Origin of the sequence: Pseudomonas sp. BP11-1-1, assembly GCF_052112105.1 — a bacterium.
GTDB classification, from domain to species: domain Bacteria; phylum Pseudomonadota; class Gammaproteobacteria; order Pseudomonadales; family Pseudomonadaceae; genus Aquipseudomonas; species Aquipseudomonas alvandae.
Genome location: NZ_JAUTYU010000029.1, coordinates 15,661 through 37,437 on the forward strand (window position 1 = coordinate 15,661; position 21,777 = coordinate 37,437).

Annotated in this window: 36 protein-coding genes; 6 read left to right on the forward strand and 30 right to left on the reverse strand. The window is 55.9% G+C overall.

All coding sequences use genetic code 11. The annotated features are described in order from the left end of the window. Positions 1-70: 70 nt before the first annotated feature. From Q7C33_RS27820 to Q7C33_RS27890, 15 genes are all read right to left on the reverse strand, one after another. The gene (locus Q7C33_RS27820; RefSeq protein WP_407684506.1) at positions 71-397 is read right to left on the reverse strand and encodes a hypothetical protein; all 327 of its coding nucleotides are present in this window, start codon (positions 395-397) and stop codon (positions 71-73) included. Next, complete coding sequence (locus tag Q7C33_RS27825) at positions 394-630, reverse strand: hypothetical protein (protein WP_407684507.1); 237 nt, start codon at positions 628-630, stop codon at positions 394-396. The genes Q7C33_RS27820 and Q7C33_RS27825 overlap by 4 nt, the downstream gene beginning before the upstream one ends. A 136-nt stretch (positions 631-766) precedes the next feature. After that, entirely contained in the window at positions 767-1,117 is a 351-nt protein-coding gene (locus Q7C33_RS27830; protein ID WP_077507147.1) for a hypothetical protein, read from the reverse strand. An 8-nt stretch (positions 1,118-1,125) separates the two neighbouring features. Further along, positions 1,126-2,187 (reverse strand): P-type DNA transfer ATPase VirB11, encoded by a 1,062-nt coding sequence (gene virB11 / locus Q7C33_RS27835; protein ID WP_259245002.1) that lies wholly within the window; start codon positions 2,185-2,187, stop codon positions 1,126-1,128. Positions 2,188-2,205: 18 nt separating this feature from the next. Then, complete coding sequence (locus tag Q7C33_RS27840) at positions 2,206-3,495, reverse strand: TrbI/VirB10 family protein (protein WP_407684508.1); 1,290 nt, start codon at positions 3,493-3,495, stop codon at positions 2,206-2,208. Further along, the gene (locus tag Q7C33_RS27845) at positions 3,482-4,303 is read right to left on the reverse strand and encodes a TrbG/VirB9 family P-type conjugative transfer protein (RefSeq protein WP_407684509.1); all 822 of its coding nucleotides are present in this window, start codon (positions 4,301-4,303) and stop codon (positions 3,482-3,484) included. The genes Q7C33_RS27840 and Q7C33_RS27845 overlap by 14 nt, the downstream gene beginning before the upstream one ends. Continuing rightward, entirely contained in the window at positions 4,300-5,076 is a 777-nt protein-coding gene (locus tag Q7C33_RS27850) for a virB8 family protein (protein WP_407684510.1), read from the reverse strand. The genes Q7C33_RS27845 and Q7C33_RS27850 overlap by 4 nt, the downstream gene beginning before the upstream one ends. A gap of 197 nt (positions 5,077-5,273) precedes the next feature. After that, the gene (locus Q7C33_RS27855; RefSeq protein WP_407684511.1) at positions 5,274-6,215 is read right to left on the reverse strand and encodes a type IV secretion system protein; all 942 of its coding nucleotides are present in this window, start codon (positions 6,213-6,215) and stop codon (positions 5,274-5,276) included. Positions 6,216-6,236: 21 nt separating this feature from the next. Then, positions 6,237-6,896 carry a P-type DNA transfer protein VirB5 gene (gene virB5, locus Q7C33_RS27860; protein WP_259244982.1) on the reverse strand — a complete coding sequence of 220 codons (660 nt, stop codon included), beginning with the start codon at positions 6,894-6,896 and terminating at the stop codon, positions 6,237-6,239. Next, positions 6,893-9,253, reverse strand: a complete 2,361-nt coding sequence (locus Q7C33_RS27865; protein WP_407684512.1) for a VirB4 family type IV secretion system protein — start codon at positions 9,251-9,253, stop codon at positions 6,893-6,895. Before Q7C33_RS27865 ends, virB5 begins: the two co-directional genes overlap by 4 nt. Then, on the reverse strand, positions 9,231-9,668 hold the full coding sequence (locus tag Q7C33_RS27870) for a VirB3 family type IV secretion system protein (protein ID WP_407684513.1): 438 nt from the start codon (positions 9,666-9,668) through the stop codon (positions 9,231-9,233). Before Q7C33_RS27870 ends, Q7C33_RS27865 begins: the two co-directional genes overlap by 23 nt. A gap of 24 nt (positions 9,669-9,692) precedes the next feature. After that, positions 9,693-10,046, reverse strand: coding sequence for a type IV secretion system protein VirB2 (locus Q7C33_RS27875; protein WP_259244979.1), 354 nt, complete (start codon positions 10,044-10,046; stop codon positions 9,693-9,695). Then, positions 10,039-10,710 carry a lytic transglycosylase domain-containing protein gene (locus Q7C33_RS27880; RefSeq protein ID WP_407684542.1) on the reverse strand — a complete coding sequence of 224 codons (672 nt, stop codon included), beginning with the start codon at positions 10,708-10,710 and terminating at the stop codon, positions 10,039-10,041. The genes Q7C33_RS27875 and Q7C33_RS27880 overlap by 8 nt, the downstream gene beginning before the upstream one ends. Positions 10,711-10,725: 15 nt before the next feature. After that, on the reverse strand, positions 10,726-10,938 hold the full coding sequence (locus tag Q7C33_RS27885; protein ID WP_077507156.1) for a hypothetical protein: 213 nt from the start codon (positions 10,936-10,938) through the stop codon (positions 10,726-10,728). Positions 10,939-11,023: 85 nt separating this feature from the next. Continuing rightward, positions 11,024-11,557 (reverse strand): transcription termination/antitermination NusG family protein, encoded by a 534-nt coding sequence (locus Q7C33_RS27890; RefSeq protein ID WP_077507157.1) that lies wholly within the window; start codon positions 11,555-11,557, stop codon positions 11,024-11,026. Positions 11,558-11,817: 260 nt separating this feature from the next. On the opposite strand from Q7C33_RS27890, the gene Q7C33_RS27895 reads away from it, so the two are divergent. Both Q7C33_RS27895 and Q7C33_RS27900 read left to right on the forward strand, forming a co-directional pair. After that, the gene (locus Q7C33_RS27895) at positions 11,818-12,165 is read left to right on the forward strand and encodes a helix-turn-helix domain-containing protein (protein ID WP_259244976.1); all 348 of its coding nucleotides are present in this window, start codon (positions 11,818-11,820) and stop codon (positions 12,163-12,165) included. A gap of 163 nt (positions 12,166-12,328) precedes the next feature. Further along, positions 12,329-12,784, forward strand: a complete 456-nt coding sequence (locus Q7C33_RS27900) for a DUF6392 family protein (protein ID WP_256578330.1) — start codon at positions 12,329-12,331, stop codon at positions 12,782-12,784. 424 nt (positions 12,785-13,208) lie between these two features. Here the strand turns inward: Q7C33_RS27900 and Q7C33_RS27905 are convergent, their stop codons facing one another. Together Q7C33_RS27905 and Q7C33_RS27910 are read right to left on the reverse strand one after the other, a co-directional pair. Next, a complete protein-coding gene (locus Q7C33_RS27905; protein ID WP_259245000.1) occupies positions 13,209-13,544 on the reverse strand; it encodes an adhesin biosynthesis transcription regulatory family protein in 336 nt (111 codons plus the stop codon). A 225-nt stretch (positions 13,545-13,769) separates the two neighbouring features. Beyond that, a complete protein-coding gene (locus Q7C33_RS27910; protein ID WP_259244975.1) occupies positions 13,770-14,411 on the reverse strand; it encodes an SOS response-associated peptidase in 642 nt (213 codons plus the stop codon). A gap of 130 nt (positions 14,412-14,541) precedes the next feature. Between Q7C33_RS27910 and Q7C33_RS27915 the strand changes: the two genes are divergently transcribed. Together Q7C33_RS27915 and umuC are read left to right on the forward strand one after the other, a co-directional pair. After that, positions 14,542-14,967: a LexA family protein gene (locus Q7C33_RS27915; RefSeq protein WP_077507162.1), complete on the forward strand. Its 426-nt coding sequence runs from the start codon at positions 14,542-14,544 to the stop codon at positions 14,965-14,967. Then, complete coding sequence (umuC, locus tag Q7C33_RS27920) at positions 14,960-16,234, forward strand: translesion error-prone DNA polymerase V subunit UmuC (RefSeq protein WP_407684514.1); 1,275 nt, start codon at positions 14,960-14,962, stop codon at positions 16,232-16,234. The genes Q7C33_RS27915 and umuC overlap by 8 nt, the downstream gene beginning before the upstream one ends. Before the next feature lie 703 nt (positions 16,235-16,937). On the opposite strand, the gene Q7C33_RS27925 is transcribed toward umuC, so the two are convergent. Then, positions 16,938-17,063 (reverse strand): hypothetical protein, encoded by a 126-nt coding sequence (locus Q7C33_RS27925; RefSeq protein ID WP_256578331.1) that lies wholly within the window; start codon positions 17,061-17,063, stop codon positions 16,938-16,940. A 391-nt stretch (positions 17,064-17,454) separates the two neighbouring features. Here Q7C33_RS27925 and Q7C33_RS27930 point away from each other — a divergent pair, with 391 nt between their 5' ends. Both Q7C33_RS27930 and Q7C33_RS27935 read left to right on the forward strand, forming a co-directional pair. Then, entirely contained in the window at positions 17,455-17,658 is a 204-nt protein-coding gene (locus Q7C33_RS27930; RefSeq protein WP_407684515.1) for a hypothetical protein, read from the forward strand. Positions 17,659-17,674: 16 nt separating this feature from the next. Then, positions 17,675-17,869, forward strand: coding sequence for a hypothetical protein (locus tag Q7C33_RS27935; protein WP_145133461.1), 195 nt, complete (start codon positions 17,675-17,677; stop codon positions 17,867-17,869). A gap of 9 nt (positions 17,870-17,878) precedes the next feature. On the opposite strand, the gene Q7C33_RS27940 is transcribed toward Q7C33_RS27935, so the two are convergent. The 12 genes from Q7C33_RS27940 to Q7C33_RS27995 form a co-directional block, all read right to left on the reverse strand. Then, complete coding sequence (locus tag Q7C33_RS27940) at positions 17,879-18,130, reverse strand: hypothetical protein (protein ID WP_259244970.1); 252 nt, start codon at positions 18,128-18,130, stop codon at positions 17,879-17,881. Next, positions 18,127-18,372, reverse strand: coding sequence for a hypothetical protein (locus Q7C33_RS27945; RefSeq protein ID WP_407684516.1), 246 nt, complete (start codon positions 18,370-18,372; stop codon positions 18,127-18,129). The genes Q7C33_RS27940 and Q7C33_RS27945 overlap by 4 nt, the downstream gene beginning before the upstream one ends. Beyond that, positions 18,369-18,614, reverse strand: a complete 246-nt coding sequence (locus tag Q7C33_RS27950) for a hypothetical protein (protein WP_407684517.1) — start codon at positions 18,612-18,614, stop codon at positions 18,369-18,371. The genes Q7C33_RS27945 and Q7C33_RS27950 overlap by 4 nt, the downstream gene beginning before the upstream one ends. After that, positions 18,611-18,898, reverse strand: a complete 288-nt coding sequence (locus Q7C33_RS27955; RefSeq protein ID WP_259244968.1) for a hypothetical protein — start codon at positions 18,896-18,898, stop codon at positions 18,611-18,613. The genes Q7C33_RS27950 and Q7C33_RS27955 overlap by 4 nt, the downstream gene beginning before the upstream one ends. Before the next feature lie 175 nt (positions 18,899-19,073). After that, positions 19,074-19,313: a hypothetical protein gene (locus Q7C33_RS27960; RefSeq protein WP_407684518.1), complete on the reverse strand. Its 240-nt coding sequence runs from the start codon at positions 19,311-19,313 to the stop codon at positions 19,074-19,076. A gap of 45 nt (positions 19,314-19,358) precedes the next feature. Next, the gene (locus Q7C33_RS27965) at positions 19,359-19,580 is read right to left on the reverse strand and encodes a hypothetical protein (protein ID WP_407684519.1); all 222 of its coding nucleotides are present in this window, start codon (positions 19,578-19,580) and stop codon (positions 19,359-19,361) included. A 22-nt stretch (positions 19,581-19,602) separates the two neighbouring features. Next, positions 19,603-19,764: a DUF7706 family protein gene (locus tag Q7C33_RS27970; RefSeq protein ID WP_407684520.1), complete on the reverse strand. Its 162-nt coding sequence runs from the start codon at positions 19,762-19,764 to the stop codon at positions 19,603-19,605. A gap of 83 nt (positions 19,765-19,847) precedes the next feature. Continuing rightward, a complete protein-coding gene (locus Q7C33_RS27975; protein ID WP_407684521.1) occupies positions 19,848-20,177 on the reverse strand; it encodes a hypothetical protein in 330 nt (109 codons plus the stop codon). A gap of 92 nt (positions 20,178-20,269) precedes the next feature. Beyond that, positions 20,270-20,596: a hypothetical protein gene (locus tag Q7C33_RS27980; protein ID WP_407684522.1), complete on the reverse strand. Its 327-nt coding sequence runs from the start codon at positions 20,594-20,596 to the stop codon at positions 20,270-20,272. Between the two features lie 20 nt (positions 20,597-20,616). After that, positions 20,617-21,003: a hypothetical protein gene (locus Q7C33_RS27985; protein WP_407684523.1), complete on the reverse strand. Its 387-nt coding sequence runs from the start codon at positions 21,001-21,003 to the stop codon at positions 20,617-20,619. A gap of 120 nt (positions 21,004-21,123) precedes the next feature. Next, positions 21,124-21,372 (reverse strand): hypothetical protein, encoded by a 249-nt coding sequence (locus Q7C33_RS27990; protein ID WP_407684524.1) that lies wholly within the window; start codon positions 21,370-21,372, stop codon positions 21,124-21,126. 137 nt (positions 21,373-21,509) lie between these two features. Then, a complete protein-coding gene (locus Q7C33_RS27995) occupies positions 21,510-21,749 on the reverse strand; it encodes a hypothetical protein (RefSeq protein WP_407684525.1) in 240 nt (79 codons plus the stop codon). Positions 21,750-21,777: the final 28 nt, after the last annotated feature.

Here is a 21,777-nt window from a genome sequence, read left to right on the forward strand (position 1 = left end):
CGAACTGTTACCAAAACACCACCCGGGCGCCCGCGCTCGATCGGCACTTTGGTAGCAACACAGGGCGGATTTACGTTTTGACGGAAGCGCACGCGGCGCTGGCAGGCTCGATCATTTCGAAATTCGAATCACTCGCCGGCACACCCTCACCGCGATTCAGCGCCTCCAATTGCGCGGGGCTGATGGCTTGGTAGCGCCAGAGTGCCGTCGAGCCTTTCGGGCAGTAGCTGAAACTGATCGGGAATGCAGCCTCGACCACCGTTGCGTCTTCGATGCCATGCTTTTTCAGCACCGTCGCCGCCCAAACGGAGAAGTCGTAAAGGGGTATCGGCAACATGGCCGCTGCACTGCCCGAGGCGAGCGCTGCAGCAACGGTGCAACAGGCGAGCAGCTTCATGGGCGTGCCTCCCGCGCAGCATCTGCGGCTTGTTGCACGGCCAGCGTTTTTTCAGCCGTCGCGTGAATCATCGACAGAGTTGCATTACCCAGGGCTTGATTAGCCTCCGACTTCACCTGGTTGGCGGCAATAGTCGTCAGTCCAGAGCTGATCGATTCGTACTGTTTGATTTGAATGAACACGCCCAGCATCAGCGTGCCTAATACCAGCACTTTAAACGTTGTGTTACTCATAGGGATTACCTTTGATGTCGATAGAACCCATGCGCGCCGGGGTGACGATTTGCCCAGGCACGCACGGGCCACCAAGCCAGTTTTGGCGCGGTAGCGATGTTGAGTTTATGGAAACCGGGAGCAAATCCCGGCGGGCTTACAGCTTTTGGTAGTCGCCCGTGTATTCAAAAGCCCGAAGCTCTTTGTCATTGGCGAAACGGGCATCACCGTGCAACGAGCGTTTCGGTTTGACCCGTGCGAGCAGGGCCAGCAGCGTCAGGCCGACCGGGAGGAAAGTCAGTGCAGCGGTGATGCACCACACCCAGGGCAGGTACACCAGACGGCTATCATCAAGCGCAAGGTGCCGGGCATCGAACAATGTCCGGTAGGTCACGCCAGAGTAATCGCCGGCTGTAATCTGCAAGAACACTCCCCCTCCCACATACAGCCCCAGGACGAAGCACACGGCCATCAGGATCAGGACAATCAACGTCACTTTCCACCACATAACCCCTCCTAGGCCGCTACGCCATTCAACAGATCCAGCTTGTGCTGTGGGTCGTAATGCACTTCATGCAAATACGTTTTTTCCATGTAGATCATGATGTCGAACGACGTCCTCACAAGCCGTTCGATGTAGGGGTAATCAAGCCCTTTACCGACTTCCGATTGCTTCACCAGGCTGCAGATCCGCGCAACACCCGCGACGCTGTCGTTCGCGTGCGCCGTCGTGACGGTGCCGGGCAAACCGGTGTTGAGACTTTCCATGAAATGCCAGGCCTCGTCCCCGGTCAGCTCGGCCAACAGCAGGTGGTCGGGCTTCATCCGCATCGTGATGGCCACCAATGACTTGGGGGTCACCCGCTGGCCGTACAGCAGGTGAACGCGGTTTGGATGTTTCGGCAACACCAGCTCGTTGACGGCTTCGATGGTGATCAGGCGGCGGCTTGGGTCATAGAGGTCAACCAATGCCTTGGCAAACGTCGTTTTCCCCGAGCCAGGTCCGCCAAAAATGATGATGTTTTGCCGATGGTGCATTGCCTGTCGGAAGAACCGATCCCAATCCAGTCGCACATGCGCGTCCATCATGTCGCGCTGCCAATCTTTCAATTCCACCTTGGACGTCGATATCGCGCGGATCTTCTCAAACCGTCCTGAGTCTTGGTAGTTGGGCAGCGAAAACCGATCAAGCGAAGGCTTCCGAATCGTCAGCGATATGGTGCCTTTCTCGCAGGCTGGCGGCATGACCAACGTGCCCCGCGTGCCCTGCGGGAAAATGTTGGGCAGATCCACAGTGTGCAAGGGCTCGTCGGCGGACAGCGCTATTCGGTTGAACGCCGCCAGAGAGGTCGCAACCTTCTCGCACAGGTCCAGGGTGAGCTGAGGCATAGGCTCCATCGTGTCAGCGAGCTGACCTTCTGCCGCCGTCCACAGTTCGCCCGGGCGGTTGAAATACACCTCGGTAACGCCCTTACGCTGCAATCGCTCAGTCAACCCCGCCTGTTCCATGAAGTCGCGTAACAGAGTCGAATCATTCAGTTCCTCGAATCCCTCCAGATCCTCGACGGGCTGGCTCATCATGTTCATCAGATCCTCCTAGCGGTTTTCAAGTACCGAAGAAAAGTCGATATCGCGGGCGATGATCACCGTCAGGATGGTGCCTGGCAGCAGATAACCCGTCGGGTTGATATTGATGTTGGCGTCCAGCGCCTTGCTGGCCATGTTTTCGACGTTCTGTTCACTGTTGTTGACCGTGTAACCAGATCCGCTCTGCTGGGTGGAGTTGGATGCAGCCGACAACACGTCCTGGAAAAGCGACAACGCGACAGCACCGCCGTAGCGGTCAAAATTGTGGTTGTCGATCCACGCCTTGGTTCCACTTGCACCCATTTGCCCGGCGCCCAAACTATCCAACCGGGCACGAATACCTGGCACACCCGCCACCCCGGAACTCGTTTCAAGCTCAGTCCACGTTGTGAACACGCGGGTCTGACCTGGGCGAACTTCAACTTTCTGCTCGCCACTGAGTGGTGCGCCTGCTTCAGCGATCACTGTCGATCCGTCTGCCGAGTACAGCGGTTCGGTCAGCCGACACTCCACCAGACCTGGTTGATCGGTGATGATCTCGGTGTACAGCGCACAGCGCCCATAGGTGTTGTGCCGCAGCAGGTACTTGCCATCCGGTGCCAAGACCGCTTTAGACGGCTTAAAACCAGTGCCAGAGAGGCTTGATAGGCTTCCACGATAAGGCGACGAACCAGAACCGCCACCGCCACCGCCATCGAGCACGCCCGCATCAGCCTCGCTACTGCCGACGGACGACTGGCGGGCGCCGGTCGCTGATTGCCCGTAACTGGAACCGGCGACTGACGTTGGTTTGACGTACACCCCACCGCCTAACTTGCGTTGCAGCGGTGTTTTTTCAGCAGGGGCAGAGCTGTTGCCTTGACCGGATGGGGCCGGTGCCTGCCCAGTGGACTTTGGCGGCGGCGCCGGCTTGGACTCCGGAGCCGGGGCGGGCTTGGCTTGTTGCTCCTGTTTGCGCTTCAACGCTTCCTCTTCGGCCATTCGGCGTGCCTTTGCTTCCTTGGCGATTTTCATCGCGTCATCGTTGCCCTCAGTACTGCGCAGCATGGTATCGGCCTGCACCTTGGATTCGTCGATGTCAGTGCTACCTTCGTTCATCACATTGAAGGCCACCGCCCAAAGCGCCACCAGTCCGGCGATCAACACCACGAACACCACGCCGGCAATCGCCCAATACTTCATGTTCTGCGGGTTTTTCGTAACGCTCGACCGGAGGTCGAACGCTCCGCGTGCCTGGGCTGAACTGCTGGATGCTGGTTCTGTTACGCCGTCAGGCGTTGGGTTGTTATTGGTCTGCATGTTTCACCACCCGAATATCGCCAGTCGTGGTGCCGTTGTAGTTGTAGAAGCCGCCCAGGCGCTGCCGCGTTTTGACTTCCAAGACCATCATGTTCAAACGAAAGCGGAATGCTTGGCTCACACCATGTACGACCAGGATGTTTTGCACCGTACGGGTGTTCACCAGGCTTTCACTTCCATCCGGCAAGACTTGGTAAACCACTGGTCGCGGCGTATTTGCCGGGAAGCGGAAACAGGTAAACGTACCGTTGTCCCATGCCTCGTAAGGTGAAATTTCCTTATCCCCTCGACGCTGATAGGCGCGGTTCATCGCGCCGCTGCACGGGTTGGGATTGAGGTCCCGTTCCACGACCAGTTTTTTAACGCCAATCGGCTCCGGGTATGTGAAGCGCAGCGCGTACGTCTTCAACGCGTCGTCTTTTACCAACACCAGTTCGAAGATATAGGTATGTCGATTGGTGTTGATGATCAGGTTGGTGTCCGGATCCTTGGGCACTTTCGGCTTGATACTGACCAAGTTGCCCGCCAGATTCGTGCCCAACTCCCAGGCATCCGGGTCGCCTGCAACCATAAGCCCGGAGTCCTCGGTGACAGTCTCGTTGACCGGGAACTGAATCAGCGACGTACGCCCGATCACAGCCTGAATGCGATACACGTTGTCAGGTGAGTAAACGGCCGTCTGTACCCGAGGATCCATGTACGAGCCGGCGCCCATCACTTCGGCATTGGCGTAGCGCGATACCAGGGTGCACAGCGCACCGGCAACGAACAGAAGTCCCGCGATGCCGAGCTTTTTTCTGAAGGTCATAGCTTGCCCCCCACTTCCTCGTTTTTCGAGTAAGTGACCGCTCCGAAGCCACTCGGCGACAGCCAAGCGTCGCCGCGCGTTTTCGGCTTCTTCTTGTAGTCGTAGGTGATCATTGCACGGTACTTGAGCGGCTTGATCGTCATGTCCGGCTCACCGTTGCGGTCAAGCACTACCTTGGTCATCAACACCTGGGCGGTACCGGTGCGATTCTTACGATCCAGAAAGGTGATGTCGTTGATTTCGGTGCGAATCATCCGCGAGTCGCCCAATACCTCCAGGTAGCCTTTTTTCGACAGTTGGAAGTTTCGGTATTCGGTGAACGTCTCATCATGAGACATCAATTCGACCAACTTATATTGCGCATCGTGATCGGCGAAGGTGTAACCCTCACGGGCGCGCACATACGTGGCCAGCATGAACTCATCATCGATTTGTTCCTGCGACTTCTTTTCACTGGCCGGGCGCAGCACATCCGTCGCACCGGTAACTTCGTTAACGCGAACCGCGAATGGGACGTACTCTTTCAAGGGCGTCAACCCCATGACAGCGCCGATAGCCATGAAAGTCAAAACACTGTTAAACATCGCGATACGACGCCACATGTTAGCTTTGGCTTTATGCTCTTTCGCGACGTTATCTTCAAACCAGCGTGCGGCCCATTGATATGCCTTTTCGTATGCGCTCATTTCTTGAGCCGTGAGCGCGTCCATTGGCGGCGGTGACGCTAAGAGTCGTTCCTGTTCAATGATTTGATCTTTACTTTTTCGCAGCATTGGGCGCCCCCCCTTTTAATTGACTTGCTTGAAGTACCGGCGGATTAAAGTCTTCCCAAGAACCGGATGGCTCCGGCAACTTGGGCGCCGAACTACAGGCAGAAATAAAAACCACGCAAAACAACCCGCTCAAGGCAAGTCTATATTTCATCGCAATAACCTTTAGGTGTTGGTACGAGTGCTACCCGAAGGGGCAGCTATTGGACTGTGTTGCGGCGTCTCATAACTAGCCTGGCGATAGCTTTGCCAGCAGCGCCGGCCATGCGGCCGGCCGTGCCGACGCCCGTGCCCTTGCCGAGAATCCCAGACACGCCCGTTGCGCCGGAAGGCGTCCCACCCATCACGGAAGCGGCGTAGCTCGGTAACTCAGTTGCGAGCAGCGTAAAAGCACCGAAGTAGAACAGTATCGAGAACGCTTCGGCCCAAGTTGCTTCAATCGCGCCATTTTTCATTATCACTGTGTTGATGAAGCCGATCTCCAAAGCGATCACAATGGAGAACAGCACACTGGTGAGCATAAATCCCCCAACCAGCGATACCCATCCGTAAAACCATTGGCGGGTTTGATCAAACAGCGCAAACGCAATGAATATCGGACCTACCACTAACATCAGTGTTGTCGCAACTTTCAAGGTGATAAGCGTTCCAACGCACACCGACAAGAAAGGAATCCCACCAAGCAACATGAAGATCAGCACACAAATGCCCATTATGACGATGTTAAAGTTGTCCAACAGATCGAAATCCATTGCCTCTACCAACTTCACCACAGCATCAACAAATGCACTAATCAAGGTATCAACTTGGTTAGTCTGATTCCCCTGTTGCCCTGATAGGACGCCGCCCATCCACGTCGGTAGATCCGTGACAAACGGAACCACGTTCTGGATGTACCAGGACACGTTAAACGCGAAGGACACGATGATCGCCATTTTGAAGATAGACCAAAGAATATCTTGATAAATGACGTCAATTCCGGTGAATAGCCATTGCAAACTTTTCAAGGCAAAGTGCACCATCCAGACTGAGCCGAACGATGCACCCACACCCAACATCACTTTCGCTGTGCCGGACATCAACGTACTGTTAAGACCGGTCTCAATTGCTTTAAATAACGGTTCCGCAATTTGAATATCCATAGGTCACCTTTAATTGCTGGGCTAAGACTTCTTCCCGTTGAGGTGATCCTTGAACGCCTGGGCACGCTGCTTACTTTCCAGTCGTTCTTTCTGCGCGACCAGCATCTGAGTCTGTTGCAGCCTCATTTGCTGATTTTGTAGCTCCAGCAGTTCTTGCTGGTAGCGCAGTTGCAGATCCTCCTTCTCTTGTGGTGTTTGGACCTCATCGAGCTTGGTGCGCAGGGCCTGGGCATTCTTGACCCGCTGGGTGCTCGCGTCGTAGTTACGCTCCAGGGCATCGGTCACCGCCAGTAGCTTGTCGAATGACTTCTGGACGTTGATATCGTCCGAAACCAGTCCGTAGCGGTCACGCAACGAACCGAGGTCACGCGCGTCCTGATAAATATCCTCCCAGCCATCGAGCGACAGCGTCTTGTTCAGCTCAGGATTATCGAGAAAATCACCGAGTTTGGAATTCCCGGTGACCAGGCTCTTGTAGTGGTCAAACTGAGCCTTGGCCTGCTCGATTGCCTCTTTTGCCGCGTTGAGCTGGTCCAGTGCTTCTTTAGCCTGGCGCTGCGCGTCCATCGCCATCTGTGCCAGGGACGCGACGTCGACGGTTGGAATGCCTGATCCGTAACTGCACGGCACTGTAACGGCAATGGCTAACGCCAAAGCGGATGCGAGTAGTCTTTGTTTCATGCGGACACCCCACCAGCATTGGCTTCTCTGGCTCGGCGTTCGGCGGCGGTTATTGCAGCCATTCGCTCCAGAAACGCCGGAACCCATAGATGTGGGTCATCGGTGCCAAGTGACCGCCGTACCTCTGCCGCGACCGCAAGGTTCTTCTCCGTCGACGACAGCAGCGGCAGCCAGTATTTCAGGTGATCGGGCAGTTCCATCTTGAGCTGCACCGCCTGATGCCCCTGCACCACCACCATTTCGCGGCTGAGGGGATGCATACCAGCGATGGTATCGAACACTTTGCCCTTGACGCCGAACTTGGCATAACCGTCCTTATCCGCTTTGGTATTGGGCAGCCAGATCGCCGTAATGACCTGCTGGACAACCGCCGGAGCGTACTCAGTGCTTAATGCATCCTCTGGCGACTGAGTGTCCATGATCAGGATTTCGCCACGGGTTCGTCCGCTCTTGAGGATTTCCTTGATCTTCTCGGCTGTACTCTCGAAGGACAACGGCACCCAATACTCAGCGATCGCGTTAATGAGCAGGCTGCCCGGTTTAGCCTGGTGCATGGTGCGTTTCACGAAAAACAGCGTGTTGAGCAACACTTCCATGACATCGGGGTGCTTGGTGGCATATTCCTTTTTCAGAATCCTCGTGCAATCAAACGCCAGACGCCTGAACGCTTTGGGATCAAACAGGTTTTTCGGCGAATCCAGTACCCAGGCATATTGGCCGACATGACCACCGGCCACCCGACACCACTTGGCCAAGCGGGTATGCAGGCAGTTGTTGCCTTTCTTGGTGATGTTCTGCAGCAACAACGACATGCCTCGATTGTCGACGTTGGAATGCTGCATCACCGCGTCGATGGAGCTCTGAATCTCCCGTTCTTCATCCTGGTTAGTCTGGTCCTTACCGCCGGCGCAGCAGAACACGATGTCGAACAAAAACTGGCGCAATTCCTCGTTATCCGGAAACTGGAACGGGTTCAAACCGGTGAATTTCCCCGGTGCGATGGTGAAATAGTGCGTGTTGAGCGCACGCAGCAGGTTCTCCAGCGAGTTGTTGTAATCGATGCAGAAATACATCGGATCCCAACGACTGAAGAACATCAGCAAAATCGCCTCGAACGTGGTCTTACCGACCCCCGTTTGCCCCGTGATAGAAATATGCCCTGGCAACATTTCACCCAGGTTGTTTTGACCGGGAGGGCTATCGTGCGCGCTGAGCATGAACAGCCCTTTCTTGACGGTCTGCATCGGGACCAACGCCGTTCCGTCGCCAATGGGGTTGCCCTTCGCCTTGCCGGCCGGCGTGGCATGCAACGAAAAGCCGCAGGCAAGGTTTTCGGTCGACTTCGACAAGGGGTATAGCGAACGGGTTTCGCCAGGAAACTGCGTGTACCAGGTTGTGTAGTTCGTCATGGTGGAGCGTACGAACGTGGCATCGCGAACGGTAAACACCGATTCCATCTTGGAGCCGTTGGTGATCGCCTCGTCCGGCGTATTGCCGAACACGATCATTGATGCGTGATATCGACCCATCGCCAATTCGCCTTGGGTGATTTCCTGCACAGCGGCCAACAATTCGTTGGTCTGTTTGGACTCCCCCTCTACCGAACTCAGATCGGAAACGTGCTTAGTAAAGGTCCGTTTGGCCGTGTTGCGATCATCGAAGATGAAGGTCTGCACCAACGTAAAGTCGAACGGCTGTTCAATCGCCTCATCCCACATACCAGGGTAGGAACCGGCGCTCGGGTAGTCGCGCAGATCGTAGGTGGTGCCAAAGCGAACGCCGCCCCGATTGGGGCGATTCTCGAGGAAATCGTATTCGCCGAAATTGGTCACGCTGTCGATCATCGCGTCACCCAGGCGCGTATCGCTGTGCAATATGTCTTTTTCATGCCCGTTGATCAGCAGGCTGAAATAGCGACCGGCTTGGGAGAAAAGCGCGCCGTAACGGTTCGATTCCATCCCCATGAAGGAGGGATCGTAATCGGCGAGCATGGTTTCCGATATCGTCAACAGCTCCTTCATCCGGCGAATGCCGTCGTCCTGGTCGCGGTATTTGAGAACCAAGCCCAGGGCATAACCCGTCTGCCGATAGGTCCCGTTGCGAAATGGCGCTGTGTACGCGTCGGCAAACTCCTGCAGTGGCTGCAGGTCGAACACATACTCGGTGTCCAGCTCGACTTTTGTTTTGGTGATGTAGGTCTGCAACATCAGGTTTTTGCCTTCTTTCTTACCCAGTGCAAGAAAGTAGGTATTGATCTGCAGGAACAGCCGGTCGAGTTCTTTTTTACTGACCGTTTCGTGAGAAATGCCTTTGAGTCGAATCAGGCTAAACAGCCTATACCCGCTCAGAGTCACCATGTGTTCGTGGACCGGATAGCACATCAACGGGACTTTTAACTGCTCCGGCGATAAAGCGCTGTTGTGAAAATCTCTTCCCATAATATTGGCTCCAGAGAGGACTATAGGGGGTGAGCAGCAATTGTTTTCCGTGTTTTAGGTTCAACCACAAACGATGAACTGAAAAACGAACACGGCGTATGTAACGATCATCGATAGACGTCATGATTCGCAGACCGCACACCGCAATAACGAATGGCAGTAGTGCAACCAGCGCCCAAACGAACGACAACAACGTGAACGTAATAACGAAGACAATCACTGCAGCAAGAAACAACCCGACAAGCGGCATGATCGGAATTCCCCAAAACATAGCGGGGCGGCTCATGGCGTTATAACTCGGGTAAAGCAGGACTTTTTCTTCTTCTTGCGACATTGGAAACTCCCTGACTTACTGATGTCAGTCAAACGTGCCTGTACCGAATATCTGCCAAGCACCCGCCGCCAATACCAATGCACCACCAACGGCAATAATTACCCAGATTTGTTCGAGGTAATCCTTGAAGGTCGTGGAATGGTCACCGTTAGCCCGCGCAAGCAGCCATTTAATGCCGCACCACAACAACGAAATCAATGCAGCCGAACCACCGGCTGCATACATACCGATTCGGATTTTTCGAGTTTGATCCAGAACGGTTTGATCCCAATCGGCCATTGCGAACAACGGCACGCAAGCAATTGCTACCACCAATAACTTAATGAACTCCTTTTGCTGGATGAAAAAACCGGTGATTTTTTGCTTAACGTTAAACATCATTGTTCTCCTGTGGAACTTCTTCGGGTGTTGGTACTGATTTAGGTTGTGGAGCGGGTGCTGGGCTGTAGCGCGGGTACTGACGCAACACGTCCCAACTTTCATAGGTAGGTGGAGGTTGAGGCACTGCGGGTTGTGCCAAGGGCTGTGCCGGATCGCCGCCATCCGCTGTGATCGGCCCGACTTTGTAAGACTCTGCATTGGCGACGATGCGCTGGACGTGGCTAGTTCCGCCAAACTGGGGCTCTGCCTCGAAGCCGGTGGTCTCGTTGCCGCTGTAGTAGCAGGAAATTGCTTTTAGTGTTTTCTCCTGGGGCGTATCTCCTTTCGATCCTACGCGCTCGTAGCAAGCCTCCAGATTGGCAGCTGCCATGCGCAAATTAGTACACGGGTCAAAGACCAGCTCCGGCTTGTTAACGTCGAAGTTGTAACGATTAATTTGACCCAGCCCAATACTAAAGTTTGCCCCTTCAGCGACCAGCTCTTTTACTTTCGCCACGGCCTCATCCAGCGTTTGCGGTTGCTGCGGTAAAACCTTACCTACCACACCAATCGCCCAAGGGTTAAATCCAGATTCAGTTTTGACGATAGTGATAGTAGTTTGAGGGTGGACGGCGGGAGCACATTGCAGCGCCAAGGTCATAACTGCGCTTGCAGTCAATATTGCCATAATGATCACCTAGGTTTTTGATTGTTCCTTCAACTTCGCTGTAGCAGCTTCCGCGTAGTTGTCGATCAGATACATAATGAACTGACCAGCCGTGTAGAGCCGACCACAGTTGTAACTGACATCAATCGCACAGTCGGTGAGAGCTTTAACCCTGTCAGCACCGACGTGAATCGTACGTGGGTATTTCACTTCCCCAGTTTTGCTGGGTTCTTTTGGCTGCATATTTCCTCCAGGCAAACAAAAACACACCGCCATGCGCATGCATGCAGTGTGTTAAAAATGTATTGGTGTGTTTACAGCTGACGTGTTACCAGACTTTTTCGTCGACTTTCGGTGTTTCAATGACCGAACTAATACGCGAGTAAGGCTGATTGCCCATCGCGATCAGTTTCGAATCATTTTGCAGCAGATTAAAAAACGCCGTCTGGCGCTCAATCTTAGACTTCATTAAAGCAATCTCAGCCAGCTTGGCTAAAACAGCCTGGGGCACATTGTGACATTCAAGGCGTTTAACTTTTTCGTCGGCCATGAGGATCAACGATTGCTTCAACGCCTCGATCAGCGCGTTGGACACGGTGCTGATGTCGCCACCGAACCGTACGAATTCCTTGACGCCTGGAATGTCGGCAATGACCGAGTGATGCACCACCTCAGGATCGAGGCGGACGAACAGGTATCCGGGGAAAAGCGGCGTAGAGGTGGTGCGGGTGCCGTTGCAGTCACGCCGCTTTTTCACTTCCAGTTTCATTGGGCAGTAAATCTCGACACCCAACAGCCTTGCTTTGTCCGTAACCAACTGAAGCGCATGCAGATTATGTGTAATCAAATGCCATCGAAACATCCCTATACCCCTGTATGCGGGCACGCGCCGCCACAAACGCGCCGTAGCCCATCCCTTTTAGCGACCGCTCCATGGAGGGTGCTTTCCGTCGTATCGACGGCGGCTGATTATATGTACAGTGCGCAAAATTGCAATGGCACCGTGCCAGTACGTAATTTTATTCACTTACCACAAAGTAATCAATCATAAATGCATATTGTGCAATTTTGCCCTTTAAAAACGCATGGGACGCCCGAAACTGACGCATTTCAGGCGGGAAAATGACTTCTCCGATTCGCACGCTCATCGGCTCACGGATCAGATCGCACCGAAAAGCTAGGCAGATCACCCAAGCGGCGCTAGCCGAAGCCCTCGATTGCGAGGTAACAACCATCGGCCGTTATGAGCGCGGCGACCACTCTCCCGATGGTGAACAACTGGTGAAGCTTGCGAACTTTTTCAACGTCTCTCCCATCGAGTTCCTACCGGCCGAGATCGACATCCGTTGGCAAACCGTCTGCGAGTTACGCTCAGTGCTGATCGATCTCGTTTATCGCATCCAGGATCCGGCCGAATTGCAGCGCTTAATCATTGCCGCCCGCGCAACAAAAACAGCTAATCTGCGTTGAACCGAACGGCTCTAACTGGATCCTATTCGGTCGGAGCTAGCACAATGCCACGTCAACTCTGGTAAAAAATGCGGCTTCACGGCATCTTATCGACCCCCACCGTCCGCAAGAGGCGTACGGGGGTATTTTCAACAGGTCTGAGGCGCAGATGAACTCCGTAAATATGGAACGTTTAATCAAGAACCTGGGCTGTTCGTACGATGCTCTAATTGCTAATAAAGTAATAGATAACCTTCCACTACAAGACTTGTATGAAGATGGTGAATCGCTAGAGATCGAGCCGGTTCCTGGAATTGAGTTGATATTCTGGCCCGAAACCTTACGTTTCGAGGTTATATACATCACTTTGAAAGATGATCAAAACAGCAATGTGCCGCTATTCACAGGGCAGTTACCTGAACCTTTTGGTTCTCTTTCGGATCAGTCACAGGTGCATAAAGCCTTGGGTGAGCCGATGTTCTCGAAAGGCGCAATGGAGCTTCAAGGCACCGATTTAAGCGGGTGGGACACCTACCAGCTTGAGTCTCATTGGCATCCTGCTGCGCTGGTTGAGTTCCAATATGTCAAACACATGCAGACCAGTAAAATACTGTTCTCATTAATCGACAGAAACGTGTAGGTCCAAGCCAAAACTGAGTAGGGTTGCACTGGTAGAGCGTCTTACCGGTCGCAACTGTCTCCCTGGGGTTATTGACCAGCAAGGCGCTCTCCAGTGCCTCCCTACCCTACTATGCGCTAACCGCATCGTATGCAAAAACGCAAAGTTCAAGATCAATGGTTTCCTGAGTTCTCGTGCCGTTTAGTTCAGTTCTAACCTGAATCAGCGAACCCTTGAAGCCATTATTCCGAAAAAAATCTATATTCCTTACGTTGCGATGAGCATTGCATGTGAATTCATTCACGGCGGTTTGCCGTCCTTCGCTATCGATCACAACTCCGCTCAAGCGGTAAGTGGTCATGCTTACGTCCCTCGTCAGCAGTGGCAACGAGGGAGAGTTTACCGATATCGGTTAACCTTCACAATAAAAGTTTACCGATATCGGTTAACTTTTTGAGTGCTCTCTGTAGAACGGCGCTATCTCTCGAACCGCGACGCTGACGCTGTTTATGTCGCCGATCTTCCGCGATATGAATGCCTTCCTAAACCCGTATACACGGCAGATATCCGCTTGTTTCACCCCGTCGACAAAATAGCTGTGCAGCGCCTCGATTACCTTTTCTCCTGTGATTCCAGTAAACCCGATCAAGCGCCGTAACTGCTCCGGATCGACCTTGCCCGGTTCCAGGTCACGTTTTAAATCTGCCATCACATCCCTCATCCAGCCTTCGTTCGCGGCGGCGAAGTCTGGCATTGTGCCCAAGTTGTCGGCAAGAAACACCAAGGGCGCGGCCCTTGTCATCTCGCAACGGCCGCGTTGACCTCGGGAGCGCGGGGTGGTGAAGCTCTACCCCCCACTCACGAGGGAGCCTTGTTTCATTGGGGGCTGTTCAAGGGTTCGCTTCGCACGGGACTCCGTTCATCGCGACGGAGAAGCGGTCGCGACGAGCCGGGGTCGCGTCCCTTGACCTGAGTTAAACCGGTTTAGTCTTAAGACGTTGGCGGTTTATCCAACCGCCATTCGATCCGCTGGATATTGACGCATGAACTCCGCGCTATCGTGGACCGGAGCGTCGAGCCAGTCGTTGTAGAGCCCTTGCGGCAGGATAACGACCATGCGTTTTTCGTCTTCCGGTTTGTGGTAGTTGCGCATAAAGGCGTGGGCGTCTGCATTGACGGTCATCATCGTGTAGCTGTGCAGGACCTGGCCGGTAGACGGATCGTGCCAGCGCTCCCACAAGCCGGCGATGCCCATAATTCTCCCATCAGCCCGAATGATGCGCGCCGGAAACGGTTTACCCTTGCGGTAATCGGGTTCATAGATGGCTGCTGCCGGAATGATGCAGTGCTGGGCCTTGCGCCAGGCGTTACGGTAGGAAGGTTTTTCGGCCACCGTCTCCGATCTGGCGTTGTAGGTCCTTCGAACGATCTTTTTTCGCTCCTTACTCCACCCAGGAATCAGGCCGAACGCGCCGGTTAGCAGTTCCAGGCTGGGGCTTCCCTCGTCCTGGGCGTCGGCGTTGGCCGGACGGCGGACAAACGGCCCGACGTAGCCAGGCCATAGCTCCAGCTCGCCTTGTGGGTAAAGCTCGACGCCGAAGGCCTGGGCAAGCTGGCTCGGCGTCGGCGGCTCGTAATGGCTGCACATGGCTGGTTGCTCCTGTCACGGGCGGGCCCTGGTGGCGATCCGCTGGTCTGGTGGAACGTACAATAAAATTGACCGCAGGCATTCAGCAAAGTTAACTGTATATCTGTACAGTTTTCGGAAGTCGTGCGTTATGAGTTTTTCCATTCATGGCCCATTGGCCGAAGGCGGCATTCGGCTGCCCTTGTGCCTGTTCAAGATCCCGGCCGGGTTCCCGTCGCCGGCGGCCGATCACATCGAACAACAGATCTCACTCGATGAGGTGCTCAATATCCGGGCGCCGCATGTCTACCTGGCCTCGATCAGCGGCGACAGCATGCAGGGGGCCGGCATCTTCGACGGGGACCTGGCCGTGGTCGATCGGTCAATGGAGCCAGCTCACGGCCACATCGTGGTGGCCCTGCTCAACAACGAACCGGTCTGCAAGCGGTTATGCGTGCGCGATCGCCAAATGATTTTGCTTTCGGAGAATCCCAAGTACCCACCGCGCTACGTCCTGGAAGGCGACGAGCTGGTGATTTGGGGTGTCATCACCAGCACGGTTCGCAGCCATGTCTGAGGCGCCTGTGTTTGCCTTGATTGACTGCAACAGCTTCTATGCAAGCTGCGAGCGCGTGTTCCGACCGGACTTGGCCAAGGTGCCGGTGGTGGTCCTGTCCAACAACGACGGTTGCGTGGTGGCGCGCAGTTACGACGCCAAGCCCTTTGTCAAAATGGGCGAGCCCTACTTCCAGATCAAGCACAAGCTGCAGCGCCTGGGTATCGTGGCCTTCTCGTCGAATTATGCCTTGTACGGCGACATGAGCCAGCGGGTGATGAGCGTGATTGAATCGCTAGTACCGGCCGTGGAGGTTTACTCCATCGACGAAGCATTTGCCGACATGAGCGGGATCCGCGGGCCCGAGGTCCTGGGCCGGCAGATTCGCCACCAGGTGCTGCGCTGCACCGGCATTCCGGTCGGGGTGGGCATAGCTCCCACCAAAACCCTGGCCAAGCTGGCCAACCACACGGCCAAGCGCCTGCAGGCACAAACCGGTGGGGTGGTCGACATCTGCGACCCCTTCAAGCGTGATTGGGTGCTGCGCAACACCGACGTGGCCGAAGTCTGGGGAGTCGGCCGGCGGATGAAAGCGCACCTGGAAGAGATGGGCATCAGAACGGCCATGGACCTGGCCCGGGCCGATCCCTGGACGCTGCGCAAGAAGTTCAGCGTGGTCATCGAGAAAACCGCCCGGGAACTGGGCGGCACCTCGTGCCTGGCGCTCGATGAGCCGGATCCGCCGAAGCAGGAGATCTGCTGCAGTCGAATGTTTGGTAAACGCCTGCAGGCGCTGCCGGCGATCCAGGAGGCGGTGGCCACCTACATGATGCGCGCTTCGGAAAAGCTGCGGGCCCAGCAGTCGTTGTGCAAGAAGATCCGGGTCAGCATTCGCACCGGCATGTTTAACCCGGCAGAAGCGCAGTATGCCAATGGCCTGGTGGTGGACCTGCCCTACCCCACCGACGACGTGCGTGTGCTCACCCGCGCAGCCACAGACGCCGTGGAGCGGATCTTTCGACCGGGGTATCAGTACAGCAAGGCCGAGGTCATGTTGCTGAACCTGTGCCAGCCAGGCGAGTTCACCGAGGATCTGTTTGCCCGCTCCCAACCCGGGGAAGCAAGCAAGGTCATGTCGGTGCTCGATGCCATCAATGGCCGGTGGGGTCGAGGTACGTTGCGGGTGGCCAGTGTACCCGCCACGCCGGAATGGGCCATGCGCCGCGACTTGCTGAGCCAAAGCTACACCACTCGGCTCGACCAGCTGTGGCAGATCCATTGCCGGTAGACATACTGGGCGCCAGGAGTTTTTGCAGGCGAAAAAAAACCACCCTAACCGAAGCTAGAGTGGCTTTTCCCACGGGTTCAATCCTTACAGCAGGTCGAGCAGATCGTTCCAATGGTCCCGCAGAAACTCATAGAGGTGATAAGCCCCTAATCCGTTTCTAACGAGGTCCCACGCACGCTTAAATTTCTTAAACATACTTTGGCCTCCTACAATGAGGCCAACCTCCGACGGGCTTGTCCGGCTTACCGCCCATCTTCGGGAATACATTGCGAGTGCATCCACTAAGGCGGCCGGGTGTGGGCCCTCATGCTGCACCGGCACGGCTCTCACCCCGTTTTAAGGGCATGGGAAACTGTTACGTACCTGGCCAGACCTCGTGGACGACTCACATGCAAGGAACTCGTCACCTCGCATAGTAGCCGATTTGCGCACGGTTTCCGCTACCAATAATGGCTAAATGCCGGTCAATTTGCGGACGGGCACCAGGGGATAGGCGTTATTTATGCTTGTCTGTAGGAGCAAAGGCGAATAAAGTAAGCCCATGCGAGTGCATCCACTGAGGATGTGCAGGCCTTGGCCTCACCGAAGCCTGCAACCAAAACCGCCCCCTCAAAGGCGGTTTTTTTTCGCCTGCCGTTTACTCGTGACCCGTCACGCGCACCCGGATAGAAAAAGAAGTAACCCCGCCGAGGCGGGGCTTGTATCAGTTCAGCCGGTCTAGATCGTCCAGCCGGTCGCGTAGCCAGGTGAAGGCATGGCCAAGCTGAATCACTCTCAGCACGGCGCCGAACGCCCGTAAAGCACGGCGAACCCATTTTTTCCATTGCATATAGCAGTCTCCTGATAGGAGCCTGACACCCGCTGCCCTAGAACGGTCAGAGCAATGGGTTTGCTGAAAGTTGTCGATACCTTCAGCGAGCCAGGTGTTTATCAGCCCTTCAGTTCCGGCACGTTTTCCAGACGTGGCGAAGGGCCCCCGGGCACAACATCGTGACCGTTGGGTTACTTGATACTCCAAAACCCCTGACAGAAAAAAGCACTTTGACGCTTTTTTGAAGTTTATTTTTCAAAGCGACGAAAACCCTTGACGGCGCCCTGTCGTGACGATCTAGGTTGACGCGTAGCCGGCGCGTTCTGCCTCTATCGCCTTGATATAGTGACATTTCCCGGTAGTTAGCGACGTTTCGCCATTTCGTCATGAGTGCCAATGAAGCAAAAAGATGGCCGATGAAGCGCGATTATTATCCGTGAACGTGTTGCGGCGACTATTGCGCAACAAACAGACCGTAATTTATGATCGATTCGTCGATACCTTCAGCGAACCGCCAAACGAACCTCCAATTCGAATGGCACAAATCAACCGCCCCTCCAACGGCGGTTTTTTTGTGCCCGCCGTTTGCGTCGGAAAACGCTCCCCCGAATGACACGATAGGAAACGCCGTGAAAATCACCCTCGATTTGAGCGAACACCAGCTCGACCTGTTGCGCCAGTTCCGCGAACAGCACGCGCTCAACCGGCGCACGCCAGCCAGCGCGCCCATGCTGGAATTGCAACGGATCTACAGCAGCTTGAGCACCACGGCCATCATCCTGGCCGAAGCGGTGGACCAGGCGGCCAAGGACCAGGGGATTTAGGCCGGCGCGCTACAGCTCGACGACAAAGCCGCGCAGCCCCACGGCGTCGGCGTACTTGATCACCGCCTTGGCGCTGGTCCAGATGCGCAGCGGCTCACGTCGCGAGCGCACCGGGATCAGCCGCGCCGTGGGTGCGCCCAGGCGCACCGACAAGGTCCAGCGGTGGTTGTCGCCCTCGAGGCGGCCCACCACTACTTCACGCACCACGTGCTGGCTGACCAGGGCCTTCAACGTGTCGTCGTGGATCGCTTCGCCGATCACGACAGCATCACCTGGCGCACGGTGGCCGCCTGCTCAAAGGCCAGGTAAAGCCCCTCCAGGCTCGCCGCGTTCAACCCCCGGAGCGTTTCCAGGCCCAGCACAAAACCTTCGGCGCGGTCGGCCGCGCGCGTGCAGTCGCCCGGCGTGCGCGCCTGGGCGATGGCCCGCAGCAATTTGACCGCCTGGGCGTGGACGTGGGTCGGCAGGTTCAAGCGTGCCAACGGCGCTTCGAGGTCGCTCATGCCGGCACCGCCGGCAAGTCGCCCAGCAGCGCGGCCAGCGCGTGCCAGGGGTGTTTGGCAAACTCACTGTCAATCGCGCAACCGGCGCCGTGCTGGAACGGCTCCCCGGCGTCCCGGGCGAACTGGCCGACGCTGCACAGGGCGCACAACAACATATTGCCGTCCAGCACCCAGCGCTGGGACCAGGCATTCAGGCCGTCGTCGCGCCGGTACCGGGCCGCGTTACGGTCACGGGCGCTCATTTGCCGGCCCCTTTCGGGTCGAACAGCTTGCGATAGCGCGCCAGGTCGCCGAACAGCTCCAGCCACGGCGTGGACGGCGTGGCCTGCCAGTACACGCAATCGCCGTCATGCTCGAACGCCTTCGCGGCGTCGACGGCGGCCTGGCATTCGTGGCACTCCTTGCAGAACATCAGGCCCAAGTCGAGCATCCAGCGTTGGCCGAAGGCCTGCATGCGACCTTCCAGGGCGGGCCGCTGGAAACAGTCGGGATCGGTGGACATGGGCGGTACTTTAAAGGCGGGCATGGGTTGGGCGTCCTTTTCGAGTGAGGGGCCCCCAGTGCGTAAAACCAGACCCTGGGGGTTTGGTTATCCAGTGTAGGGGGTTCTGGTCACCGTGGGCCTAAAAAAAGGCCCCCACACCTGGGCCGGATGTGGGGGCCTGTTTGAACATAAGCGGCGTTACGAGTAACGCGGCGGGCTACCCTTCGCGCTCCAGGCGCAGCGCCGCTTTTTCTTCGACCCACTCCGCCTTGCGCCGCCATTCCGTGGCTTCGGCCTGATCAATGGCCCCAGCCGCGACCAGGGCGTCAACATAGCCGGCGGCATAGACCTTGTTCCGCTCGACGTCTTCCAGGGATACGGCACTTTCAATATCGGTGATTTGCGCCTGCACCCGAGCGCGGAGGGTATCCCGGTCTTCGGCGGTAAAGGTCGGCATGGTGGGGGTTCCTTTCAGCGGGTTTCGTTACGGGTAACGGTCAGGTCACACCTGATCGCCGGCACCCAGCTCGGTCAAGCGGCGCGCCCGCCGCGCTTGCGCGTCGTCACGGTGCCGTTGCACCGCAGCGGCCTGCACCAGTTGCGCGTCATACAGGGCGTCGACATAACCAGTGGCGTAGGCCGTGGCAAAGCGCACCTCAAGCGATTCTTCGGCGGCATCGATCAGTCCCAGGGCGTGGGCAATGCGGGTTTCGGTCGTACTCATAATGGTGGGCGTTCCTTTAGGTTCAACGCGGCGCGTAGCCGGCTAGGGCCAGGGCGTTTTGCAGTTTGCCCACGGCGTCGCGGATCTCGTAGGCCTCGTCATCGTCCTTCGCACAGCCGCGCATGTCCGACCAGGTCAGGCGTTTGACGAACTGGGCCAGGGCCAGGGTCTGCGCGCTGCTCAATTCGTCGTAACCGGTGTGCTCGCCGGCGGTACGGGTAACGTGCAGGGTTATTCCTCAAGCGCGACCAGGTGAAAACGACTAGATTATCCAGCTTTCACAAACTCAAGATTGCGATAGAAAATCACGCCATCTTCAAGGCGGATGTTGCGCATCCCATTTTTCACCGCGATAACGGTTTTCGAGACGGGCTGACCTATTTCGCGTTGAGTCTTGTATTGGCCATTAAGATAAATTTCCTCGTCAATGCGATACGTCCCTTCTTCTCTAGCGATAGTTAGGACACGAGGATGCTTGCTATGGTCTTGCGTCTTCTCGACCCAGCGACCTAACAACGCACTGCCACTCTCTGCTTCACAGCCAGCGTTCAACAGCCCGGCCAGTGCAATAACCAAAACCGCAAGAGTATTTTTCACCATTTTCTCCAGACTTTTTTGGACGCGAAAACCTCGCTTCTCCTACGGGTCTAGCCCCAATCAAGGGGCTTTGGGACCGGGATTTTTCCTGCTTATTTGGCTCGGGGTGGGATGACCTGGAACGCCTTGCCCTTGCTCCAAGTACAGGCGCCTTTGATCAAAGTCAGGATCTGCTCATCGGTCATACTGGCCGACAGAGTGACAACGCCTTGGCCCGCTACAAAGCGCTGCTCCAAAACCGCCTTGAGGTCGAGTACCTCGTGATCGGCTTCCACCGTCACCGCAACTATGGTTCTGCCGCAGCTAGGGCACTGGTCACCGTTACAGACGGCGGAAGAAACCACCGAACTATCCGCAAAGCAACGGTATTGGCGCACTCCGTTTGTGGTGAAAAATTCACCATGGCAATTGTGGTTCATACGATTGTTCCTTCCACAACTCAGACTGCTGACAGTTTCACTGATACCACGTTGTTTCCGCGTGACAGGATCTGCTCTGCTTGCTCCGGTGAGGCGATGGCCAACTCTCGCCGGTCTTCTTCGCTGGTGAGGACAGACACGGCGATACCCAGCTTTCGCCCGGTGCGGACTAACGACTTAACTAGGTCTTTTTCATGGGGGCTTAGCATTGCGTAAATGCTGCCGTCGAGGCGCAAAAATGGCTCCAACGTCGAGCGCGCTCCGCCGCCGGTAATGAGTGAAACAGATGTCGACACTTCGGAATCGAGGAACTTGGGCATTGCCGCAGCTGCGTCCGAGGACTTTGCTTGACCGCCCAGAGTCCAGGTGTTGGGTTGTTCTTTGGTGGTATCCGGTTTTGTGGTCATATCCGGTCATTCCTTCGTTGTTGTGGACGCTAGAGGGGCATCCTTCTACTTGTTTAGCCCAACGTTTGACGGCTGGGCTTGTGGTGTACCTGGGCGGCAGATCCGCCGCGTTTTCCGCGATTAATCCTTGAACTGATGAACGCCTTCCAAGCCAACCAATGTAAGCCCGGCAATCCCATTCACCCTTCGCAAAAGCATCTTCTTGTAGTCGCTGAGCTGAGCGCAGTTTTTGCCATCGAACCCGTTGGCCAACAGGGTTTTGGCAATCAGGTATGACTCACCGCCCTCTTTAAGCAGTTCTGCCATTCCAAAGAGAAAGCCATGCTCAAACTCTGTAAGCGCTGGCGATGACTCTTGCGGTTCTGTCATAGATTTTCCTGCTCAATCCTGGGGAGCGAAAAGCATCCCTCTCTACTGCCGCTGCCCAGCTCGATGGCTGGGCATGGCGTGTACCTGTTGCGTTTTCCTTGAACTGGTGGGGTCGCCCGGCGAACCGGGCTTTCCGATCAATTGTCAGCGGAGCTGACGAATCCCACGGCCACAATAGTGCGCTCTTGATTGCAAGACACTACGCGGGCCAGTCGCTCGCCGTGGTGTTCCTTGTGGACGCTCTGAACGTCAACAAAATCAACGTCAAAACCGCAAATGGAACGAGCCTCAAAATCGGCATTACCCATTGCAGCGGCGGCGATGTATTCCATTGCGACTGACTTTGGGATGTGGCCTGAAACCGAGATATCGCGCATGTTTCTGCTTCCTTGGTAACGGCGTGGG

What these genes read in the sequence shown, in the direction of transcription:
- Q7C33_RS27980 (WP_407684522.1), bottom strand. Translation starts at nt 20,596, where the DNA reads ATGAACCACAATTGCCATGGTGAATTTTTCACCACAAACGGAGTGCGC.
- Q7C33_RS27830 (WP_077507147.1), bottom strand. Translation starts at nt 1,117, where the DNA reads ATGTGGTGGAAAGTGACGTTGATTGTCCTGATCCTGATGGCCGTGTGC.
- Q7C33_RS27820 (WP_407684506.1), bottom strand. Translation starts at nt 397, where the DNA reads ATGAAGCTGCTCGCCTGTTGCACCGTTGCTGCAGCGCTCGCCTCGGGC.
- Q7C33_RS27850 (WP_407684510.1), bottom strand. Translation starts at nt 5,076, where the DNA reads ATGCTGCGAAAAAGTAAAGATCAAATCATTGAACAGGAACGACTCTTA.
- Q7C33_RS27985 (WP_407684523.1), bottom strand. Translation starts at nt 21,003, where the DNA reads ATGACCACAAAACCGGATACCACCAAAGAACAACCCAACACCTGGACT.
- Q7C33_RS27910 (WP_259244975.1), bottom strand. Translation starts at nt 14,411, where the DNA reads ATGTGCAGCCATTACGAGCCGCCGACGCCGAGCCAGCTTGCCCAGGCC.
- Q7C33_RS27885 (WP_077507156.1), bottom strand. Translation starts at nt 10,938, where the DNA reads ATGCAGCCAAAAGAACCCAGCAAAACTGGGGAAGTGAAATACCCACGT.
- Q7C33_RS27870 (WP_407684513.1), bottom strand. Translation starts at nt 9,668, where the DNA reads ATGTCGCAAGAAGAAGAAAAAGTCCTGCTTTACCCGAGTTATAACGCC.
- Q7C33_RS27960 (WP_407684518.1), bottom strand. Translation starts at nt 19,313, where the DNA reads ATGCCGACCTTTACCGCCGAAGACCGGGATACCCTCCGCGCTCGGGTG.
- Q7C33_RS27840 (WP_407684508.1), bottom strand. Translation starts at nt 3,495, where the DNA reads ATGCAGACCAATAACAACCCAACGCCTGACGGCGTAACAGAACCAGCA.
- Q7C33_RS27845 (WP_407684509.1), bottom strand. Translation starts at nt 4,303, where the DNA reads ATGACCTTCAGAAAAAAGCTCGGCATCGCGGGACTTCTGTTCGTTGCC.
- Q7C33_RS27895 (WP_259244976.1), top strand. Translation starts at nt 11,818, where the DNA reads ATGACTTCTCCGATTCGCACGCTCATCGGCTCACGGATCAGATCGCAC.
- Q7C33_RS27925 (WP_256578331.1), bottom strand. Translation starts at nt 17,063, where the DNA reads ATGCAATGGAAAAAATGGGTTCGCCGTGCTTTACGGGCGTTCGGCGCC.
- Q7C33_RS27930 (WP_407684515.1), top strand. Translation starts at nt 17,455, where the DNA reads ATGGCCGATGAAGCGCGATTATTATCCGTGAACGTGTTGCGGCGACTA.
- Q7C33_RS27955 (WP_259244968.1), bottom strand. Translation starts at nt 18,898, where the DNA reads ATGCCCGCCTTTAAAGTACCGCCCATGTCCACCGATCCCGACTGTTTC.
- Q7C33_RS27965 (WP_407684519.1), bottom strand. Translation starts at nt 19,580, where the DNA reads ATGAGTACGACCGAAACCCGCATTGCCCACGCCCTGGGACTGATCGAT.
- Q7C33_RS27865 (WP_407684512.1), bottom strand. Translation starts at nt 9,253, where the DNA reads ATGGTGACTCTGAGCGGGTATAGGCTGTTTAGCCTGATTCGACTCAAA.
- Q7C33_RS27890 (WP_077507157.1), bottom strand. Translation starts at nt 11,557, where the DNA reads ATGTTTCGATGGCATTTGATTACACATAATCTGCATGCGCTTCAGTTG.
- virB11 (WP_259245002.1), bottom strand. Translation starts at nt 2,187, where the DNA reads ATGAGCCAGCCCGTCGAGGATCTGGAGGGATTCGAGGAACTGAATGAT.
- Q7C33_RS27990 (WP_407684524.1), bottom strand. Translation starts at nt 21,372, where the DNA reads ATGACAGAACCGCAAGAGTCATCGCCAGCGCTTACAGAGTTTGAGCAT.
- virB5 (WP_259244982.1), bottom strand. Translation starts at nt 6,896, where the DNA reads ATGAAACAAAGACTACTCGCATCCGCTTTGGCGTTAGCCATTGCCGTT.
- Q7C33_RS27855 (WP_407684511.1), bottom strand. Translation starts at nt 6,215, where the DNA reads ATGGATATTCAAATTGCGGAACCGTTATTTAAAGCAATTGAGACCGGT.
- Q7C33_RS27915 (WP_077507162.1), top strand. Translation starts at nt 14,542, where the DNA reads ATGAGTTTTTCCATTCATGGCCCATTGGCCGAAGGCGGCATTCGGCTG.
- umuC (WP_407684514.1), top strand. Translation starts at nt 14,960, where the DNA reads ATGTCTGAGGCGCCTGTGTTTGCCTTGATTGACTGCAACAGCTTCTAT.
- Q7C33_RS27995 (WP_407684525.1), bottom strand. Translation starts at nt 21,749, where the DNA reads ATGCGCGATATCTCGGTTTCAGGCCACATCCCAAAGTCAGTCGCAATG.
- Q7C33_RS27825 (WP_407684507.1), bottom strand. Translation starts at nt 630, where the DNA reads ATGAGTAACACAACGTTTAAAGTGCTGGTATTAGGCACGCTGATGCTG.
- Q7C33_RS27875 (WP_259244979.1), bottom strand. Translation starts at nt 10,046, where the DNA reads ATGTTTAACGTTAAGCAAAAAATCACCGGTTTTTTCATCCAGCAAAAG.
- Q7C33_RS27945 (WP_407684516.1), bottom strand. Translation starts at nt 18,372, where the DNA reads ATGAGCGACCTCGAAGCGCCGTTGGCACGCTTGAACCTGCCGACCCAC.
- Q7C33_RS27950 (WP_407684517.1), bottom strand. Translation starts at nt 18,614, where the DNA reads ATGAGCGCCCGTGACCGTAACGCGGCCCGGTACCGGCGCGACGACGGC.
- Q7C33_RS27900 (WP_256578330.1), top strand. Translation starts at nt 12,329, where the DNA reads ATGGAACGTTTAATCAAGAACCTGGGCTGTTCGTACGATGCTCTAATT.